The organism is Streptomyces maremycinicus, assembly GCF_001184025.1.
GTDB classification, from domain to species: domain Bacteria; phylum Actinomycetota; class Actinomycetes; order Streptomycetales; family Streptomycetaceae; genus Streptomyces; species Streptomyces maremycinicus.
The window spans coordinates 123984-142551 of the sequence record NZ_BBYG01000014.1; the positions used below are offsets into that span (position 1 = coordinate 123984).

Annotated in this window: 17 protein-coding genes; 13 read left to right on the forward strand and 4 right to left on the reverse strand. The window is 72.1% G+C overall.

What is annotated here, in order from left to right; translation table 11 throughout:
• Positions 1 to 105 precede the first annotated feature (105 nt).
• Entirely contained in the window at positions 106 to 543 is a 438-nt protein-coding gene (locus AOQ37_RS18850; RefSeq protein WP_062646057.1) for a MarR family winged helix-turn-helix transcriptional regulator, read from the reverse strand.
• A gap of 264 nt (positions 544 to 807) precedes the next feature.
• Here AOQ37_RS18850 and AOQ37_RS18855 point away from each other — a divergent pair, with 264 nt between their 5' ends.
• Complete coding sequence (locus tag AOQ37_RS18855) at positions 808 to 1452, forward strand: MBL fold metallo-hydrolase (protein WP_062645727.1); 645 nt, start codon at positions 808 to 810, stop codon at positions 1450 to 1452.
• Positions 1453 to 1502: 50 nt separating this feature from the next.
• Here AOQ37_RS18855 and AOQ37_RS18860 read toward each other — a convergent pair whose 3' ends face one another.
• Positions 1503 to 2492: an aldo/keto reductase gene (locus AOQ37_RS18860; RefSeq protein ID WP_062645728.1), complete on the reverse strand. Its 990-nt coding sequence runs from the start codon at positions 2490 to 2492 to the stop codon at positions 1503 to 1505.
• A 580-nt stretch (positions 2493 to 3072) separates the two neighbouring features.
• The gene (locus AOQ37_RS18865) at positions 3073 to 4902 is read right to left on the reverse strand and encodes an SMI1/KNR4 family protein (RefSeq protein ID WP_062645729.1); all 1830 of its coding nucleotides are present in this window, start codon (positions 4900 to 4902) and stop codon (positions 3073 to 3075) included.
• 150 nt (positions 4903 to 5052) lie between these two features.
• Here AOQ37_RS18865 and AOQ37_RS18870 point away from each other — a divergent pair, with 150 nt between their 5' ends.
• Positions 5053 to 5583: a GNAT family N-acetyltransferase gene (locus AOQ37_RS18870; RefSeq protein WP_062645730.1), complete on the forward strand. Its 531-nt coding sequence runs from the start codon at positions 5053 to 5055 to the stop codon at positions 5581 to 5583.
• Positions 5584 to 6024: 441 nt separating this feature from the next.
• Complete coding sequence (locus AOQ37_RS18875) at positions 6025 to 7305, forward strand: YhgE/Pip domain-containing protein (protein WP_062645731.1); 1281 nt, start codon at positions 6025 to 6027, stop codon at positions 7303 to 7305.
• A gap of 113 nt (positions 7306 to 7418) precedes the next feature.
• Here AOQ37_RS18875 and AOQ37_RS18880 read toward each other — a convergent pair whose 3' ends face one another.
• Positions 7419 to 7925 carry a cupin domain-containing protein gene (locus AOQ37_RS18880; protein WP_062645732.1) on the reverse strand — a complete coding sequence of 169 codons (507 nt, stop codon included), beginning with the start codon at positions 7923 to 7925 and terminating at the stop codon, positions 7419 to 7421.
• 138 nt (positions 7926 to 8063) lie between these two features.
• On the opposite strand from AOQ37_RS18880, the gene AOQ37_RS18885 reads away from it, so the two are divergent.
• The 10 genes from AOQ37_RS18885 to AOQ37_RS18930 all read left to right on the forward strand — a co-directional run bounded on the left by AOQ37_RS18885 (position 8064) and on the right by AOQ37_RS18930 (position 18531).
• A complete protein-coding gene (locus AOQ37_RS18885; protein ID WP_062646058.1) occupies positions 8064 to 8498 on the forward strand; it encodes an RrF2 family transcriptional regulator in 435 nt (144 codons plus the stop codon).
• On the forward strand, positions 8495 to 9415 hold the full coding sequence (locus AOQ37_RS18890; protein ID WP_062645733.1) for a DsbA family oxidoreductase: 921 nt from the start codon (positions 8495 to 8497) through the stop codon (positions 9413 to 9415). Before AOQ37_RS18885 ends, AOQ37_RS18890 begins: the two co-directional genes overlap by 4 nt.
• Positions 9416 to 10030: 615 nt before the next feature.
• Positions 10031 to 11614: an ABC transporter substrate-binding protein gene (locus AOQ37_RS18895; protein WP_199825051.1), complete on the forward strand. Its 1584-nt coding sequence runs from the start codon at positions 10031 to 10033 to the stop codon at positions 11612 to 11614.
• A 31-nt stretch (positions 11615 to 11645) separates the two neighbouring features.
• Positions 11646 to 12674, forward strand: coding sequence for an ABC transporter permease (locus AOQ37_RS18900; RefSeq protein ID WP_062645734.1), 1029 nt, complete (start codon positions 11646 to 11648; stop codon positions 12672 to 12674).
• Between the two features lie 2 nt (positions 12675 to 12676).
• Positions 12677 to 13564 carry an ABC transporter permease gene (locus tag AOQ37_RS18905; RefSeq protein WP_062645735.1) on the forward strand — a complete coding sequence of 296 codons (888 nt, stop codon included), beginning with the start codon at positions 12677 to 12679 and terminating at the stop codon, positions 13562 to 13564.
• Positions 13564 to 14442, forward strand: coding sequence for an ABC transporter ATP-binding protein (locus AOQ37_RS18910; protein ID WP_062645736.1), 879 nt, complete (start codon positions 13564 to 13566; stop codon positions 14440 to 14442). Before AOQ37_RS18905 ends, AOQ37_RS18910 begins: the two co-directional genes overlap by 1 nt.
• Entirely contained in the window at positions 14439 to 15287 is an 849-nt protein-coding gene (locus tag AOQ37_RS18915) for an ABC transporter ATP-binding protein (protein ID WP_062645737.1), read from the forward strand. Before AOQ37_RS18910 ends, AOQ37_RS18915 begins: the two co-directional genes overlap by 4 nt.
• A 23-nt stretch (positions 15288 to 15310) precedes the next feature.
• Positions 15311 to 16651 carry an NtaA/DmoA family FMN-dependent monooxygenase gene (locus AOQ37_RS18920; protein WP_062645738.1) on the forward strand — a complete coding sequence of 447 codons (1341 nt, stop codon included), beginning with the start codon at positions 15311 to 15313 and terminating at the stop codon, positions 16649 to 16651.
• A 46-nt stretch (positions 16652 to 16697) separates the two neighbouring features.
• Positions 16698 to 17762, forward strand: a complete 1065-nt coding sequence (locus tag AOQ37_RS18925; protein ID WP_062645739.1) for an LLM class flavin-dependent oxidoreductase — start codon at positions 16698 to 16700, stop codon at positions 17760 to 17762.
• Between the two features lies 1 nt (position 17763).
• Positions 17764 to 18531 (forward strand): alpha/beta hydrolase, encoded by a 768-nt coding sequence (locus AOQ37_RS18930; protein ID WP_062645740.1) that lies wholly within the window; start codon positions 17764 to 17766, stop codon positions 18529 to 18531.
• Positions 18532 to 18568 lie beyond the last annotated feature (37 nt).

The window sequence follows — 18568 nt, forward strand, 5'->3', positions numbered from 1 at the left end:
GACGGCGCGCGTACGTGCGGCGCGAAGGACGCCGCGATGACGGCGATGCGGCCCCCGGGCGGCGGCGCCCGGACAGCGGTGCCCGGACAGCGGTGCCCGCCCGCATCAGCCCACGGGCTGCCCGGTCTTCAGCCGTGCGGTCAGGCGTGACAGGAGGGGCAGCGCCGCGGCGAGCGTCTCCCGCTCGTCGGGGCTGAGGGTGTCGTTGATCGCGACGCCGAGCGAGTCCGCCCGCCTGCGGCGTTCCTCGGTCAGACGGTCGCTTCCCGCCGCCGTGAGGTGCAGCAGGAGCTTGCGCCCGTCGCTGGGGTGGGGCTCCGTGGACACAAGGCCCCGGGCGAGGAGCTCCTTGACCGCCTTGGCGGCCGACTGGTGGCTGACTCCCCGCTGCTGTGCGATGTCGGCGGTGGTCAGCGGGCCGTCGCGGTCCAGGTAGCCGAGGACGGCAGCCTCGCCGGGAGGCATCGTGTCGGCGGTACGCACCGTGCGTACGAGCTGCCCGATGGTGAGGCGAAGCTCCTCCGCCAGCTGGTCGTCGTCCATGGCGCCAGAGTAGCCGGTGCTCGCCAACCAAGCTGTACACCTTGGGTGCATTGTTTCCGGCCTCGCTCCCGAACCGGGGTCCGTGCCACATGCCCGGAACCCGAGCCGGGGACCCTGAAACCGAGGCCGAGCCCGGGGGTCCTGAACCCGAGCCCGAGGCCCCGGGTGCGCCCCGGCCAAGCCCTGCATCTCGTTATCTACAGTCTAGGTGTACAGTTTGGTTGTAAACCTTCGATCGGGGGAATCCCCCGGAAAGGACCCACCGTGCAGCTCACCAAGCACGCCCACGCCTGTGTCACGCTCGAGAAGGACGGGACCCGCCTGGTCATCGACCCCGGCACCCTCACCCCGGACGCGGCGGAGGCCGTGTCCCGCGCCCACGCCGTACTGATCACGCACGAACACTTCGACCACTTCGACGAGCAGGTCGTCTCCGCCGCCCTCGAAGCCCGGCCCGAACTCCAGGTCTACGGCACAGCCGCCGTCGCGACCGCCCTCGGCGACGGCGACGGCCGCGTCCACACCGTCACCGCGGGCGACACGATCACCGTCGGCTCCCTCACCGCCACCGTCCACGGCCACCGCCACGCGCGGATCCACGCCGACATCCCGTGCCCCGACAACGTCGGCTACCTCATCGACGACGGCGCCCTCTACCACCCCGGTGACGCCTACTTCGCACCCGACGCTCCCGTGCGCACCCTGCTGCTGCCGACGAGCGGCCCCTGGACCAAGCTCGGCGAGGCCGCCGACTACGTCCGCGCAGTCAAGCCCGAACAGGTCATCCAGATCCACGAGCTCATGCTCAGCGAGCTCGGCCAGCACTCCACCGCCCGCCTCCTCGGCGAGGAAGGCCTGACCGGCGTCCCCATCACCCGCGTCGAGCCCGGCAGCACCGTCGGGCTGTGACGCCCCGGGCGCCGGCCCGGACGGCCGCAGCGGACAGGTACCTCGGGCGGCTAGCGATTGACGGACCGCATGCCCGCCTCGTCGTACCGCTCACCCGCCGGCTCGGGCAGCTCCGCGTCGATGCGGGCCAGGTCGTCATCGGTCAGCGTGATGTCCACCGCGGCGGCGTTCTGCTCCAGGTAGGTACGGCGCTTGGTGCCCGGGATGGGCACCAGGTCCTCGCCCCGGGCCAGCACCCAGGCGATGGCCAGCTGGGCCGGTGTCACGTCCTTCTCGGCGGCGATCTGCTTCACCTTCGCCGCCAGCCCCAGGTTCGCCGCCAGGTTGGCGTCCTGGAAGCGCGGGTTCTCCCGGCGCCAGTCGTTCACGTCCAGGTCGTCGGGCGAGGTGAACCGCCCGGCGAGGAAACCGCGGCCCAGCGGCGAGTACGGCACGAAGCCGATCCCCAGCTCACGGCAGGCGGGCAGCACCTCGTCCTCCACGTCACGCGACCACAGCGAGTACTCGCTCTGCACGGCGGTGATCGGGTGCACGGCGTGGGCGCGCCGGATGGTCTCCGCGCTCGCCTCGCTCAGGCCGATGCCCCGCACCTTGCCCTCGGCGACCAGCTCGGCCAGCGCGCCGACCGTCTCCTCGATGGGCACGTTCGGGTCGACCCGGTGCTGGTAGTACAGGTCGATGTGGTCGGTCCCCAGCCGCTCCAGGGAGCCGTGGACCGAGCTGCGGACGTGCTCGGCCGAGCCGTCCTGCGGGCCCACCGTGCTGATGTCGCCCGGTACGGCGTCGTCCATCCGGTAGTTGAACTTCGTCGCGATCACGTACTCCTCGCGGTGCCCCCGGATCGCCTCGCCTACGAGCGACTCGTTGGTGAGGGGCCCGTACATCTGCGCGGTGTCGAGGAAGTTCACCCCGATGTCCAGGGCACGCCGGATGGTCTCGATCGCCTCCTTCTGGTCGGTGGAGCCGTAGAAGGCGGACATGCCCATGCACCCCAGACCGATGGCCGATACCTGCAAGTCCCGCAGACTGCGCTTCCGCATGCCGTGTCCCAGCCTTTCCTGTTCACTCGTTCAGCGTTCGGACCGCACGAAGGCCCCTCATCCATCTAGCGACGGATTCCACGGCCCGGCATCCCGTGAGACGTACCGGACGCCGGCGGCTCGCCCGCCCCGGTGTCTGCGACGCTACGACCTGGAGCGCACTCCAGCGCAAGTCCCCGATGCCGCACCGCGGTCCCCGCCTACTTGCGGGTAGCCCCCGTTGCGTCCCGCCGTCACTCTCCGGGTAAGCGCTCGCCCAGCCGTGCGGTGCCGGGTGCCGATCGGCCTGTCCGCTGCCTGGTACGGGCCGCACGGAGCGCTGATCAGCAATGACGAGGTGGCAGGGTTCGTCGCCGAGGCGGACGGCCGGCTGCACGGCGTGGCCGTGGCCGACCTCGCCCGCCCCGTACAGGCCGTGCGGGAGCTACGGCGAGTCGTGGAGGAGCTGGGATTCGTCGCATGCGGGCGGTGCCGTGGCCGTGGGAGCTGCCGCCGACCGACCGGCTGTACCACCCGCTCTACGCGGCCTGCGTGGACCCGGGCATCCCCTTCTGCACCCAGGTGGGACACACCGGCCCGCTCAAACCCCCGGAGACCGGACGGCCCATCCCCCCGGTCCCTCCGCCAGGCCTGTCGCCAGGTCCACCGCCAGCTCCGTCCGCCACCGCACGGACATCCGCTGATGCAGAATCGTCGCGGCCGCAGCCGACGGCCCCGCTTCGGCGAACTCCCGCAGCGCGCGGGCCGCCTCCGTGCGCAGGGCCCAAGCGCTGAAGTCCGCCTGCGTCACGGGCGGGTCGCCGTCGAGCCGGACACGCCGCCCGCTCACGGCCTGGCAGGTCGCCCACGTCTCGGCGGTGAGCATGCGGATGCGCAGGTCCAACGGGCTGTCCGGGGCGAGGTCCACCGGTTCACCCCGAGCGAGGCGGGTCAGTGCGTCACGCACCTCGTCGTACACGTCGAAGCGGGTCTCCGCCGCCAGTCGCGTCAGCTGGGCGGCCATCGCCGTACGCAGCCGGGCGGCCGGTGTCCGCTCGACGAGCGCGGCCAGGTCGAAGTCACGGACCATGCCGACGTGGCGGCCGGTGTGCCGGTCGACGTCCTCCAGCAGCGGCAGAACCAGCGAGCTCGTCAGCTCCGCGCCGGTGTCGTCGTCCGGCCGGTACGTGATGCCGAACTCCTCGCGCAGGTCGGCCAGGAAGCGGGCGTAGGCCTCCGTCGACCCGGGCCAGCGGCTGCCGCCCTCGCGAGGTGACAGGACATGGCGCGTCCTGTCGGGCCTCGGTACGCCGTCCTCGGTGACCGTGAGCCGGACCTCCGGGCCCCGCCTGGTCAACGCCACCGCGCGCGTGCCCGCGGACACCGCACGCAGCACCTCCGGCCGGATGAACTGGGCGGCACCGCCCTCCTGGGTGGCGTAGGCCCAGTCGCCGACGCCGCCCGCACGGACCATCGGCCGGTGCGCCGCCCAGGGTGAGTCCGCGGCTTTCCGGGCCCGGTCACGGGTGCGTGGGCGGACGGTGTCGGGTATCGCGCCCAGTCGGCGCAGCAGTTCCGCCGGGGTGAGGTGCTTCGCGAGGACGACATCCGGCTGGGTCGGAGGCGCCGGTGACGGGGGCCGGTGCCGGATCCAGGTGAGGCGCGGGCCGTTCACCCGCTCGCCCGGGGCGGGCCGCGGTCCGGCGGGTACGGGCGGTGCCGTCGACCCCGGCTCCGGCTCCGGCTCCGGTTCGGCGGACTGGACAGCCGACGTCAGCAGTGAGACCGGATCCGGGACGGTGGTCTTCTCGACGTCCCACAACAGGGCGCCCTCGTAAGCCAGCGGTGTCAGGCCGTTGAACGGGCGGCCCTGTTCCAGGGCGTCCGCGAGGTCGGCCAGTGCGTGGCGCAGCGAGGCCCATCCGGTGAAAGAGGGGGTGTCCTCGTCGAAGTAGCGGCCGATCCGCCCCCAGTGGCGGCCTGGGCGACAGGAGAGGAACAGACCGTCCGAGGACTGCCAACCGACTCCGAGGGTGACCAGCAGCCAGTCGTGGTGCCAGTACGCGTCGAGTTCGCCGTCCTCGTCCTCGTGGTCGTCCTCGTCCTCGTGGTCGTCCTCGCCGAGGATGCCGTCGTCCGCGAGGTCGGCGCCGATACCACGCAGGAACGTGGTGCTCTGGACGATGTCCGCGACGCGGGCGAGCGGTCCGTAGTGCGCCAACACGAGTGCCCCGGAACGGAGTTCCACGCCGTCGTGGCAGAACAGCGAGTCCACCAGGTCGGGGTGGAAGCGGACCCCCAGAGCCCGCTCGGCGGCCTTGATGTCCGACGGCGACGCGGGCGGGCGCAGCAGGGCATGGCTGGCGGGCGCGTGCCGCAGCAGCCACGCGTCGATACGGGCCCACGAGTCCTCGACAGCGGGAACACTCATGCCCGGACCCTACGAGCCACCACTGACAACGGGTGCCGGAAGAACCGGAACCGGCCCGAGCCTGCCGGAAGGAGCCGGGACGGCGTCGCCCGGCCCCCGGTGAAATGCCGTAGCACAGACGGTGGTTGAGAGAGTGATACCTTCGCCCGCATGCCCGCACTGATCACACCCACCGATCGGCTCCATGTCTCCTGGATGTCGGCGTGCGACGAATGGCCCCCGGGTGCGCATCAGTCCGGGACCGGCCTGCGTCTCGCCCCCGAAGCCGACCTCGCCGACCCCGGCGTCTTCTCGGCGTGGGTGGAGCAACTGCGGCAGCAGTCCGACACGTCGGAGGCCTTGGGCGAGGAGCGCGTCCACGCCACCCACTGGTGGATCGTCGAGGGCGACACCTACCTGGGAGCCATCGATCTGCGGCACCGGCTGAACGCCGTCCTGCTCGATGTCGGCGGGCACATCGGCTACAGCGTCCGGCCCTCCGCCCGGCGACGTGGTCTGGCCACGTGGGCCCTCGGGGCGGTGCTGCCCGAGGCTCGTGCGCTCGGCCTGGACAAGGTCCTCGTCACCTGCGACGACGACAACGTCGGGTCGGCCCGCACCATCGAGCGCAACGGCGGTGTGCTGGAGGACGTCCGGGCCACCGAAGCGGGCGGCAAACGGCGGTACTGGATCACTCTGTGAGCGAAGCGGTGCGACCGCGCCGGCCGAGGCCGTCCGCCGACCTCAGCCACCGCGGCTGACGGGACGCACGCCCACCCGGGCCTGCTGGCGGCCCGTCAGTCCCCCGTCGCCTACCCGTCGGACACCTCCGGCACCTCGCCACCTCGGCACTCCGGCACTCCGGCACTCCGGCACTCCGGCACGGCGGCGATACTCCGGCACCGCGACACTCAGGCCCCTGGTTGCTCCGGCACCTCGACACTCCGGCACCTCGACGCTCGGTGAACGTGGCCCCATCCGGCTGGTGCCGCGCCCGCGAACAGACTGTCTGCGCTCTCCCGGGCCGAGGTACGGCCAGACTGGCGACGACCCGCCGTACCTGCTCCTCCCGGCCGGCCGCCCACGGCGGCCGGCTCCGGAGCGGGGCACCCCCGCCAGGTCCCAGACACGTCACGGAGAACCATGACCGCCGACGGCACGACCCCCGATCCCGTCCCGCAAGTGCGCGCCGCCGCGCTCCTGCGCCGCCCCAGGCTGTGGCTGATCCCCACGGTCCTCACCGGACTGCTCGCCCTGCTGCTGTCGCTGCTGTACATGGGCGGCATCGTCAATCCGCAGCGCGACCTGCACGACCTGCCGATCGCGCTGGTCAACGGCGACACCGGCAAGCCGCCGGCCGGACAGGAACAGAACCTCGGCACCCAGGCAGCGGCGGCCATCACCTCGGACACCTCGAGCGACACCACCGACTGGCGGCAGCTGACCCTCGCTCAGGCCCAGGACGAACTGAACTCGGGCAAGGTCTACGGCGCCCTGGTCATCCCCGCGGACTTCACCGACTCCGTCACCGCGCTCACCCGCGCGAACGCGACCGCGCGCCCCACGATGACCGTGCTCACCAACCCCGCCAAGGGCAGCCTCGGTTCCTCCCTCGCGAGCAGGATCACCACCACGGCGGCCCAGCAGACGTCCCGGTCCATCGGCAGACAACTGACGGCCGCGGCCCCGGGAGCGAACTCCACGACCCGGCTGCTGCTCGCCGACCCGGTGAACGTCGTCACCCAGGTCGGCCACCCCCTGGGCGACAACAGCGGCCTCGGTCTGAGCGCCTTCTACTACACGCTGCTGCTCGTGCTGGCCGGCTTCATGGGCGGCAACGTCATCAGCAACGGTGTCGACACCGCACTCGGTTACGCGGACAACGAGATCGGCCCCTGGCACACCCGGCTGCCCACGGTGCCGATCGACCGCACCCAGACCCTGCTGCTGAAGATGGCGATGACGGCCGGCATCTCGGTCCTCAGCGTCTCCCTCGTGCTGCTCGCCTGCGTCGGTGTCCTTGGCATGGACGCCACCCACATCCCGCTGCTGTGGATCTACTCGTACTGCGCGACCCTCGCGGTCGGTCTCGGCGTCCAGGCCATCAACGCGGCCTTCGGCGGGATCGGCCAACTCGTGTCCATGTTCGTGTTCATCGTGCTCGGCCTGCCCTCGTCCGGCGCCACCGTTCCGCTCCAGGCCGTCCCCGGGTTCTACCGCTTCCTGTCGCACTTCGAGCCCATGCGCCAGCTCAGCGACGGCGTCCGCGCCATCCTCTACTTCGACGCGCGCGGCGACGCCGGTCTCACCCGCGCCTGGACCATGATCGCGATCGGCGCGGCCGCCGGGCTCCTCTTCGGCTTCGCGATGACCTCGTACTACGACCGCAGGGGCCACAAGCGCCTCACCCCGCAGCCCGCCTGAAGGGCCGTGCCACGGTACGCCGCCCCGCGCGGCCTCTGGACGGCGCTGCGCGCGGCCCGGTGCGTAGAGCCGCTGGTCAGGGCTGTGCGCGACCCAGTACGTCGAGCCGCTGTTCAGGGCTGTTCGCGGTCCAGTACGTAGAGCTGCGGGAGGTTGACGACGATCGCCTCCTGGGTGCTGCGGGCGATGACCACCACGGCCTCCTCGGCGGGGTCCGGGTTCTCCTCGCGGTGCGGCACGAACGGGGGGACGAAGATGTAGTCGCCGGGCGAGGTGCGCAGCCGCACCTCTTCCGGGGTGCCGCCGGAGTCGTCGAGGAAGACGAACTCGGGGTGTCCGCTCACCACATGGATGGCGGTCTCGGACTCGCCGTGGTGATGGTCCGAGGACGAGGTCGCGGGGGCGACATGCGTCTGTCCCATCCACAGCTTCTCGGAGCCCACCGTCGTACCGCTGACGGCGGCGAACCTGCGCATGCCTCCGGTCTGGGCGGTGTCGCCGTCGAGTTCACCGGCGCGGATGTGATGCAGCCGGGCGCGCAGGGGTGTTCCCCGATGGCCCGCACGGTCACCGAGATGAGGGTGGAATCCTTCGCCGGGAGTGGTCAGCGGCTCGCTCATGGGTCGGACGCTAGAGCGGCACCGAAAAGGATGTCAAGAGGTGTCCATTGCGGTTCACCTGCGGCAATGTTCCCGCAATGAAGGAGGAGAGAGCGTGGAAGCCCTGGCTGCGGCCCGCTCTTCGGGCATCATGTGCGCATGCATATCTCCGCGAAGGCGGACTACGCCACGCGGGCCCTGTTGGAGCTCGCCCGCGAACCCGCCCGCCCTCTGACCTGTGAGGCCATCGCCTCCTCGCAGCAGATCCCGTTCCGTTTCCTCAAGTCCGTGGTGGGCGAGCTGCGCAGGGCCGGTCTGGTGCGCAGCCAGCGCGGCTGCGAAGGCGGGTACTGGCTCGGCCGGCCCGCCGACGAGATCACCCTGCTCGACGTGGCGCACGCCGTGGACGGCGAGTTGATCACCCTGCGGGGCGAGCCGCTGGACGGGCTCGACTATCCCGGGCCGGCTTCCGGCCTGCCCGGGGTGTGGCGCCGTATCGAGGCGGACGCCGCCGCCGTCCTGGGCGGCACCACGCTCGACGCGCTGCTGCCCGAGGGAGTGGGCGGACAGCTGGACCGGAAGGGAGCCGCGTGACGGGCGAAGCAGTTCACGCACCGGTCGAGGTGGTGGAGTACACCGACCCGCTGTGCCCCTGGGCCTGGGGTTCGGAGCCCGTCTTCCGCGCGCTGCGCGCGGCGCTGGCGGGCCGTGTCCACTGGCGTCGGGTGTACTGCATCCTCTTCGACCACGACGACGACCCGGCCCCCGACGCGGCCGCCGAGACCGCCTGGTACGCCCGCTACATCGAGGACATCAGCGGGCACACCCAGGCGCCCAGGGCGTTCCGCCTCAGCCGGGTGGCGGCGAGTTCGTGGCCCGTCTCGCTGGTCGCCAAGGCCGCCGAACTCCAGGGGCCCGAGGTGGCGGACCGGGTGCTGCGCCGGCTGCGCGAGAGCGTCTTCGTCCTCGGTGAGCCCGCGGACACGCCCGCCCTCGCGTTGTCGGCGGCGCGGGGTGTGCCGGGTCTGGACCACGAGCGGCTGGCGACGGACGCGGCCTCGGCGGCCGTCCTGGACCGGGTGCGGGCCGACCGTGCCGAGGCACGTCGGCCGGTCCGTGAGGTGCTGTCCGTGCCGGACGGGTCCTCCCCGCATCCAGGCGCCGCCAAGGAGACGCCGGACGGCGGGCACCGGTACGCGCTGCCGACGCTGCTCCTGCGTTCGCCCGCCGGTGTGCGCGCGGTGCCCGGTCGGCGGTCGTACGAGGAGTACACCGCCGCGCTCGACGCCCTGGTTCCGGGGCTGTCGGCCCGCCCGGCGACGCGGGAGCCTGCGGAGGCGCTCGCGCACTACCGGAGCCTCACCGGGCCCGAACGGGTCCTGCTGACACGAGGTTCGTGGCCTCCGGCGGACGCCGTCCGGGTGGAGACGGCGGGCGGCCCCCTGTGGCTGCATGCCGAGGAGGCCCGCACGCATCCGGCCACCCGGCACGGCTCCTCCCCCGCCTCCTGATGCCGCGGCGCGCCGCTTCCTTTCCGGCGCTGCCGCGCACTGCCGTCGAGCCGTCCCGCGCTGCCCCGTCGCCGGCCCGCGACGGCCGTCCCGCCGCCCCGTGCCGCCGTCTCGCGGGCACCGACAGGGCTCTGATCAGCACTCAGAGGCCGTCCCGCCGAATGAGACACCTTTTGGTGTCCATTGACAGGCCCTGACGGCCGACCCCAGGATGTGCACCATGCTTACGACGCACCCCGGTGTGGTGTGCCGCTACGTGGACCTGCGGCGCACTTGCAGCGCTCTCTGTCGCTGACCGCCCGCCACCCGCGGTCCCCAGGCGCCTGACCGCTCGAGCCGGCATCGGCCCACCGCCGTACGTCCGCACGGTGCCCGTCATCTCGCGCCGCCTCCCTTCGGGCCTCCTCGCCTGCCTTCCTCACCCCTCCCCGGCTCTCCTCCGCGACCCCGCCGACGTCTCACGCCCTGAGTTTCCGCATGCCCGTGCGGCCCCACCGCCGCGCCGTCCGGGCCTGCCCGCTCCGGCGCACCACGACGTCCCGAGGCGCGGCACACCGCCCCGGTTTTCGAGCCCGCGGCCCCGGCACGGCCGGAGCCCTCGACGAAAGAATTGAGATGTACGGACGACCCACGCCCCAACGCCCCGGTCCGAAGCTCCCCACCGCGAACCTCCGCTCCCCGCACCGCCGCAGGCTGCGCGCCGCCGCCCTGGGCACCGCCCTCGCCACCATCCTCGTCCCGGCGCTCAGCGCCTGCGGCGGCGACACCGCGGCGGCGAGCGGCAACGCCACCCTGAAGTGGACCTCCTCCTACTTCCCCACCCACTGGGACCCGGTGGTCGGCGGCAGCGGCGCCCAGTTCCGTGAACTCGCCCTGGTGTACGCCTCCTTGACGCGCACCGACGAGAGCGGCAAGGCGGTGCCCGACCTGGCCAAGAGCTGGGAGTACAACGCGAAGGGCGACCAGATCACCTTCCACCTGCGTCCCGGACTCAAGTTCAGCGACGGGGAGCCGGTCGACGCCGCCGCGGTGAAGGCGGCCATCGAGCGCGCCAAGACCCAGAAGAACTCGGCGCTCTTCGGTGACCTGACCTCCATCAAGTCGGTGACAGCGAACGGGCTCGACGCCGTCGTCCAGCTCAGCCAGGTCGACTACCAGATCCCCCAGCTGCTCGGCGAGCGCGTCCTCCAGATCACCAGCCCCAAGGCGGCGAAGTCCCCCGAGAAGCTGGACCAGAACCCGGTCGGCGCGGGCCCGTTCGTCGTCACGCAGATCGTGCCGGGCACCAAGGCGGTCCTGAAGAAGAACCCGGACTACTGGGACGCCGAGAACATCCACATCGACAACGTCGAGCTGACCTCGGCCCCCGACGCCTCCACCGTGGTCTCCGGTCTCCAGACCGGCGTCTACAACTTCGCCGACATCCGTCCCAGTCAGGCGGACGCCGCCAAGAAGGCCGGCCTGGACGTGTTCGTCCAGCCCGGGTTCAACGCCTCCAACATCAGCCTCAACATCAACAAGGCGCCGTTCGACAACGACAAGGTCGTCGACGCGGTCCGTCACGCGATCAACCGTCAGGAGTTCGTCGACAAGCTGACGTTCGGCTACGGCGAGGTGACCGACCAGCCCTTCCCGAAGGGATACGTGGCCTACGACCCCGCGTCGGAGAACGCCTACGCCTACGACCCCGCTAAGTCGAAGCAGCTGCTCACCGAGGCGGGATACAAGTCCGGTGCCATCAAGCTGAACCTGGTCATCCCGGCGGAGGACCCGCAGGCGGAGATCGTCCAGTCGCAGCTGGCGAAGGTCGGCATCACCGTCACCATCAAGATCGACAAGAACTGGTCGACGCCGTTCTTCGCCAAGGACCTGACGTTCTCTCTGTACGGCACCACCGGGCGGGACTCGGCGGTGCAGACCCTCACCGCGCACTTCGGTCCCAACGGTCCGCTCAACCTCAGCTCGCCCTACGAGCCGGCCGGCTTCGAGGCGGCCGTGGCCAAGGTCCGCCAGACCCCGCTGGACTCGCCCGACTACACGACGGTCCTCCAGGCCGCGACCCGGGCCGGTCTCCGGAGCAAGGCGCTGGTGTTCACGTACTCCCAGCCCAACCTCATCGCCAAGAGCAAGTCCATCTCCGGCCTGCCGAAGAACCCGGCCCACATCGACTGGACCGGCGTGACCATCGGCGGCAGCTGACACGCCGTCCACCACTGAGAGGGGGCACCCCATGACGACGACGCAGGCTCAGGCCGCACCCGACGTCCGTCGCACGGTCGCCGCGGCCAGAACGCGGCACACACTCGGCCGCGTCCTGGCCACCTTCGCCCGGTCGATCGCGATCTTCGTGCCCGTCTTCCTGGTCGCGACGTTCGTGACGTTCGCGCTGCGCTCGCTCTCCGGGCTCAGCCCGGCGCGGATCCAGCTGGGCGAGGAGGCGACGCCCGAGGCGATCGCCCGGGTCGAGGCGCAGTGGGGCCTCGACCGGCCCTTCCTGGTGCAGTACGGCGACTGGTTCGACGGCGTCCTGCACGGGCAGCTCGGCACGAGCTGGACCAACGGAGCCGACATCTCCACCCTGATCGGCCTCGGACTCGGCGTGAGCCTGTCCGTGGCGACCTTCGCGCTGCTCATCGGCGTGGTCGTGGGCTTCGCCCTCGGCACGGTCGCGGCCCTGCGCCGCACGACCTGGATCGACCGCGCCATCACCGGCTTCGTCACGGCGATCTCGGTGATGCCCGCCTTCGTCGTCGGGATCGTGCTGGTCGCGGTCTTCGCGGTCGGGCTGAAGGTGTTCCCCTCCGCCGGGTACATCCCGGCCGAGCAGGGGCTGGGGCCGTGGCTGGCCCACATCACCCTGCCCGCCGTCGCGTTGAGCTTCGACGTCGTCGCCGACGTGGCCCGCCAGCTGCGCTCCTCTCTTGTCGCGGCCTACCGCGAGAACTATGTGACGGGCGCCGTCGTGCGAGGACTCAGCCCCCGCCGGGTCTTCTTCGGCCATGTGCTGCGCAACGGTCTGGGGCCGGCGCTCGCGACCCTGGGCCTGAAGTTCCCCTCCCTCGTCGGTGCCTCCGTCGTCACGGAATGGATCTTCGGTCTCCAGGGGTTCGGCCGGTTCGCCAACGACTCCGCGCAGGCCGGGGACGTACCGGCCGTGCAGGGGGTCCTCGTCGTGTCGATCGTCCTGGTCGTGGTGTTCAACCTGTTCGTCAACCTGGTGCTGGCGCGTGTGACGCCCGCGTCGCAAAGGGGGGTGTGACCGTGGTACGCCGTGTTCTGGCCCTGCCGTCCGCGCGGATCGCCGTGGCCGTGCTGGCCGTGATCGCCGTCCTCGCCGCGCTCGGCCCGCTGCTGGCTCCCCAGGATCCCCTGGCGACCAGTGACAACACCCTCGCCGCCGCCTCCGGCGCACACTGGCTGGGGACCGACTACCTCGGCCGGGACGTGCTGAGCCGGCTCCTCGACGGCTCCCGGGTCAGCGTGCTCGGCTCGCTGGAGGTAGCGCTCACCGCGCTGCTGGTCGGGGTGGTCCCCGGCATCCTGTCGGTGTACCTGGGCCGGGCCTTCGAATGGATCACCCTCAGGCTCGCCGACACCCTGGTCGCCCTGCCCTTCCTGCTGTTCGCCGTCGCCGTCGTCGCCCTGCTGGGCAACGGCATCACCCAGGCGATGCTCGTCACCGGGGTCCTGGTCTCCCCGCTGTTCTACCGGGTCTCCCGCGCCGCGACGCTGGCCGTGGCCCGCTCGCAGTACGTGGAGGCCGCGATCGTCTCCGGGGCCTCCCTCGGCTGGGTCGTCCGCCGTCACGTCTGGGCCAAGGTGCTGCCGCCCATCGCGGTCGCCCTCGCGCAGACCGTCGGCGTCGGCTTCGTCATCGTCTCCAGCCTGACCTTCCTCGGCATCGGCGTGCAGCCACCGGATCCCACCTGGGGCGGACTGCTGGCCTCGGACCTCGGCTACCTCAGCCACCGCCCGTGGGCACCGCTCACGCCGGCCCTGCTGATCGTGGTCACGGTCTGGGCCTGCAACCTCCTCGCCGACGCCGTCCGCGACGTGTCCGGCGAGGCGGGCCGCGCGCTGCTCAACAACCGCCGGGCCCGCGCCAACCGGCTCGACAAGGCCGACCCCGCTCCCGCCGGAGGTGCGTGATGAGCACGCTGTCCGAGAAGCTCCAGACGCCCGTCGAGGACACCGCGCGGCGGGCCCGGCCGCCGGCACCCGTGCTGTCGGTACGCGACGTGCGGATCAGCGACCGGGCCGCCGGCCGGGAGATCGTCCACGGGGTGAGCTTCGATCTCACCCCGGGCAGGACGGTGGGCATCGTGGGCGAGTCCGGCAGCGGGAAGACGCTCACCTGCCGGGCCGCCCTGGGCATCCTGCCCGCCCACTTCGAGGTCACCGGCGGTTCGATCGAACTCGACGGCCGGGACATCACCGGCTTCTCCCCCGCCGAGTGGACCTCCCTGCGGGGCTCGACGATCAGCGCGGTCTTCCAGGACCCCGCCTCCTACCTCAACCCTTCGATCCGGGTGGGCGCACAGGTCGCCGAGGTGATCCGGGTCAAGCAGAAGGCCGGGCGGCGCGCGGCACGCCGACGGGCTGTCGAGCTGCTGCGCGCCGTGCACCTGCGGGATCCGGAGCTGGTCTGCGGCCAGTACCCCTACGAACTGTCCGGCGGCATGCTCCAGCGGGTGCTCATCGCCGCGGCGATCGCCGCCGGCCCGCGCGTCCTGATCGCCGACGAGGCCACGACCGCGCTCGACGTCACCGTCCAGGCGGAGATCCTCGATCTCCTCGCCGACCTGCGCGAACGGACCGGCCTGGCCCTCGTCGTGGTCTCCCACGACCTGGCCGTCGTCGCCCAGCTGTGCGACGAGGTCCTCGTCCTGCGGCAGGGCGAGGTGGTGGAACAGGGCCCGACCCAAGAGGTCCTCCACCACCCGCGCCACGAGTACACCCGGCTTCTGATCGCCGAGCACGAGCAGTACGGGCTGGACAGGTTCCTGGCCCCCGAGGAGGACGCGTGAGCATCGATCCGCACCGGGCGCCCGCCGCCCCTGTCCTGTCGGTCGAGGGCCTGGACGTACACTACGGACCGCGCCGCCGACGCCGCCGCGCCCTGCACGACGTCAGCCTGAGCATCGCTCCCGGCGAGACCGTCGGCGTCATCGGCGAGACCGGCTCGGGCAAGTCCACGCTGGCGCGGACGATCCTCGGCCTGGTGCGCGCCTCGGCCGGCTCGATCGTCGTCGACGGCGAGGAGGTCGGCGCGTACGGCCCCCGCCGGTGGCGCGCGCTGCGCCGCCGGGGCGTGGTCCAGTACGTCTTCCAGGACCCCCTGCGCAGCCTCGACCCGGATCTCACCATCGAGGACTCGCTCGCCGAGCCGCTCCTCGTCCAGGGCGTCCCCCGCGCCGAGGCCGCCGGCCGGGTACGGGCCTTCCTCCCCCGGGTCCGGCTCGGCGAGGAACTCCTCGACCGGCTGCCCGGCGAGCTCTCCGGCGGGCAGCGCCAGCGGGTCGCGGTGGCGCGTGCCCTGGTCACCGAACCGCGTCTGGTGATCCTGGACGAGCCGGTCAGCGCCCTGGACTCGGCCAACCGGGTCCAGGTCCTCGAGATCCTCAAGGAGCTCCGCGCCGACGGGGTCGCCCTCGTCTTCATCTCGCACGACCTCGGCTCCGTGGCCGGGGTCGCCGACCGCATCGCCGTGCTCTACCAGGGCGAACTGGTCGAGGTCGGCGCGGCCGCCGACGTCATCCGCGCACCGCGGCACCCCTACACCCGCCTGCTCGTCAGGTCCGCGCCCACCCTGCACAGCGCACCGGCCGACCGGGCCGAACGCGAGGCGCTGCGCACCCTGTTGCACTCCTGAGCCCACGACAGACAGGAACAGTCATGTCCCGCACGATCCACCTCGCCCTCCACCCCTACGGCGTCGGCGGCCCCGGCCAGCACGGCCTGTGGAAGGACCCGCGCGTCGCGAAGAACGCCAGCATCGACATCGGTTACTACATCCGGCTGGCGCAGGCGGCCGAACACGCCCTGTTCGACGCCCTGTTCATCGTGGACAGCCAGTTCATCAACGCGACCTACCCGGCGCACTACCTCAACCGCCTGGAGCCGCTGACCCTGTTGTCCGCGGTCGCCACCCACACCCGGCACATCGGGCTGGTCGGCACGGCCAGCTCGACGTACAACTCGCCCTTCAACCTGGCCCGCCGGTTCGCCTCGCTCGACCACATCAGCGGCGGCCGCGCGGGATGGAACGTCGTCACCAGCTTCGACACCGGCACCTCCCGCAACTACGGGCTGGACGAGCACCTCGACTACACCACCCGCTACGGCCGCGCCCTGGAGTTCGTCCAGGTGGCTCGCGGGCTGTGGGACTCCTACGAGGACGACGCCTTCCCCGCCGACGTCGAGCGGGGCGTCTTCCTGGACCCGTCCAAGCTCCACGAACTCGACCACGTGGGAGAGCACTTCAGGGTGGCAGGACCGCTCAACCTCTCCCGCTCCCCGCAGGGCCAGCCGGTGATCTTCCAGGCCGGGGTGTCTGAGGAGGGCCGCGATCTCGCCGCCCGGGTCGCCGAGGGCATCTACGCGCCCGGCGGCACCCTGGAGCAGGCACGGGAGTACTACACCGACATCAAGAAGCGCACCGCCTCCTACGGCCGCGACCCCGACCACATCAAGATCTTCATCCACGGCGGCCCGGTCGTCGCCGCCACCGACGAGGCGGCCCGCCGCCGCGAGCGGGAGATCTTCGAGGAGGACAACGACTTCGACCGCAACCTCGCCCTGCTGGGCCGCTCCTTCGGGGCCTACGACTTCAGCGTGCACGATCTGGACGCGCCCTTCCCCGATGTCGCGCACCTCGCCGAGAAGGGCGGCCGCACCGGCGCGGCGAAGCTCATCGAGCGGGCCCGTGCCGAGAACCTGACTTTGCGTCAAGTGGCGGACTCCGTGAACCAGTTCCGGCAGTCGCCGTTCGTGGGTGATCCGCGCACGGTGGCCGACACCATCGAGCGGTGGTTCGACGCCGGGACCTTCGACGGCATCAACCTCGCCTTCCGCACCGAGGACGAACTGGCCCTCTTCGTCGACGGAGTGGTGCCGATCCTCCAGCAGCGGGGCCTGTTCCGCACCGAGTACGCGGCCGACACCCTGCGCGGCAACCTCGGACTGCCCGTGCCGGCCAACCGGCACGCCCGCGAGCCGCAGCTCGTGCGGGACTGACGGCACACCGTGCGCGCCACAGCCTGACAACGAAAGGCCATCCCCCATGACGAGCGAGAGACCCCGCCTCCGGCTGGGCTTCCTCACCCATGTCCAGGGCCGCGACGACGACTTCGCCCGCACCTACCGCAACGCCCAGGAACTGTTCACCGTCGCCGACGAACTCGGCTTCGACATCGGCTGGGTCGCCCAGCACCACGTCCCGCTCGGCGGCGGTGGACTGTCCTCCCCGTGGACCTTCCTCGCCCACGCCGCGGCCCGCACCACCCGCATCCGACTCGGCACCGCGGTGACCGTCCTGCCGCTGGAGGACCCGGTCCGCCTGGCCGAGGACATCGCCACCGTCGACACTCTCAGCGGCGGGCGGGTCGAGATCGGTGTGGGCAGCGGGTCGAGCGATCTGGAGTACGCCGCCTTCGGCCGGGACGTCGCCGGGAAGCGCGAACTGACCAGCCGCAACCTCGACGTGCTGCGCCAGGCCCTGGCGGGCCGGGAGGTGGGCGCGCCGGGCTTCCGGATCCAGCCCCGGCCGGGCGACTTCACCGACCGCGTGTGGCAGGGCGTGTTCAGCGCACAGGGTGCCGCCTACGCGGCGGAACACGGTTCGAACCTGCTGCTCAACCGGGCGGCGTACGGCTTCGACGCCCGCACCGACGAGGTGCAGCGGCCCTGGGCGGACGCCTTCCTCGCCACCTGGGACGCACCGCGCCGCCCGCGCGTCGGCCTCTCCCGGTTCGTGTTCCCGGCCGAGGACCGGCGCACCGCGCTGCGCCACATCGGGGACGACGTCCACCGCGCGGCCCTGCGCATGGCAGAGCACGGCGCGTTCCCCGCGGGCCTGGACGCGGACGAGGCGCTGCGTCGCTTCCACTGCTTCTACGGCCACCCCGAGGAGATCGTCGCGGAGTTGCGGCGGGAGAAGGTCCTGCCCGTCGCGACGGATCTGATCGCCCAGTTCAACCCCGCCGTCCCCGACCACGACGCGACCGTCCGCGCCCTCGAACTCATCGCGACCGAAGTGGCCCCGGCGCTGGGCTGGACGCCCGCGCACCGGACAGAACCCGCATCCGCATCCGCATCCGCATCCGCATCCGCATCCGCAGGAGTGTGACATGACCCAGTACAGCGACTATCACGGCCCCGAGGGCCTGCGCGTCCGCGGCACCGTCGTGGTCGTTCCCGGCCGGGGCGAGACCCGCGCGACCTACGCCCGGTTCGGCAGGCGCCTGGCCGCCGACGCCTACCGCGTGCGGGTCGTCGACGGCCCGGACCTCGCCACCGAGGACCCGGCCGCCGCGCCGGACGGCTTCGCCGCGCGCATCGCCGAGGCCGTCGGGAGCACGGCGCCCGAGGGCGAGGCGGTCCGGCCCGTCGTGCTCGTCGGAGCGGACTCGGGCGCCGCCGCGATCGCCGCGCTCCTCGGGCGGGGTGCGGGAGCGGCGGCCGGGCGGCCCGATGCCCTCGTCGTCGCCGGCCTGCCGGGGCGGACCGCGGGCGCCGTGGAGAGCTGGGACGACGAACTCGCCATCCGTACCTCCTGCCCCGCCCACCGGGGCGTGCTCACCGACGATCCCCAGGTGCGCCGGGGCGCGCTCGACGACGCCCTGCCGGACGCCCTGCTCACGGCCGCCCACGAGGGCGAGATCGACGTCCCGGTGCTGTTCCTGGTCGGCGACGCCGATCCCCTCGCCGACCACGAGGCGTTGGCGCGCACGGCCAAGTCGCAGCCCCGCGCCCGCCTTTCGGTCGTGCACGGCGCCCATCACGACGTCCTCAACGACCTCCAGCACCGTTCGGCGGCCGGCGAGGTCGTCTCGTTCCTCGAAACGCTCCGCAACGAGGTGCGTCCCGTGGTCACCGTCCGGTCGAGCGCCTGGTGACCGACCGTCCTGCGCGTACTCCCCGTTCGCACGTCTG

Coding starts and splice junctions, on each gene's coding strand:
- AOQ37_RS18850 (WP_062646057.1), bottom strand. CDS start 543: ATGGACGACGACCAGCTGGCGGAGGAGCTTCGCCTCACCATCGGGCAG.
- AOQ37_RS18860 (WP_062645728.1), bottom strand. CDS start 2,492: ATGCGGAAGCGCAGTCTGCGGGACTTGCAGGTATCGGCCATCGGTCTG.
- AOQ37_RS18865 (WP_062645729.1), bottom strand. CDS start 4,902: ATGAGTGTTCCCGCTGTCGAGGACTCGTGGGCCCGTATCGACGCGTGG.
- AOQ37_RS18870 (WP_062645730.1), top strand. CDS start 5,053: ATGCCCGCACTGATCACACCCACCGATCGGCTCCATGTCTCCTGGATG.
- AOQ37_RS18875 (WP_062645731.1), top strand. CDS start 6,025: ATGACCGCCGACGGCACGACCCCCGATCCCGTCCCGCAAGTGCGCGCC.
- AOQ37_RS18880 (WP_062645732.1), bottom strand. CDS start 7,925: ATGAGCGAGCCGCTGACCACTCCCGGCGAAGGATTCCACCCTCATCTC.
- AOQ37_RS18885 (WP_062646058.1), top strand. CDS start 8,064: ATGCATATCTCCGCGAAGGCGGACTACGCCACGCGGGCCCTGTTGGAG.
- AOQ37_RS18895 (WP_199825051.1), top strand. CDS start 10,031: ATGTACGGACGACCCACGCCCCAACGCCCCGGTCCGAAGCTCCCCACC.
- AOQ37_RS18900 (WP_062645734.1), top strand. CDS start 11,646: ATGACGACGACGCAGGCTCAGGCCGCACCCGACGTCCGTCGCACGGTC.
- AOQ37_RS18910 (WP_062645736.1), top strand. CDS start 13,564: ATGAGCACGCTGTCCGAGAAGCTCCAGACGCCCGTCGAGGACACCGCG.
- AOQ37_RS18920 (WP_062645738.1), top strand. CDS start 15,311: ATGTCCCGCACGATCCACCTCGCCCTCCACCCCTACGGCGTCGGCGGC.
- AOQ37_RS18925 (WP_062645739.1), top strand. CDS start 16,698: ATGACGAGCGAGAGACCCCGCCTCCGGCTGGGCTTCCTCACCCATGTC.
- AOQ37_RS18930 (WP_062645740.1), top strand. CDS start 17,764: ATGACCCAGTACAGCGACTATCACGGCCCCGAGGGCCTGCGCGTCCGC.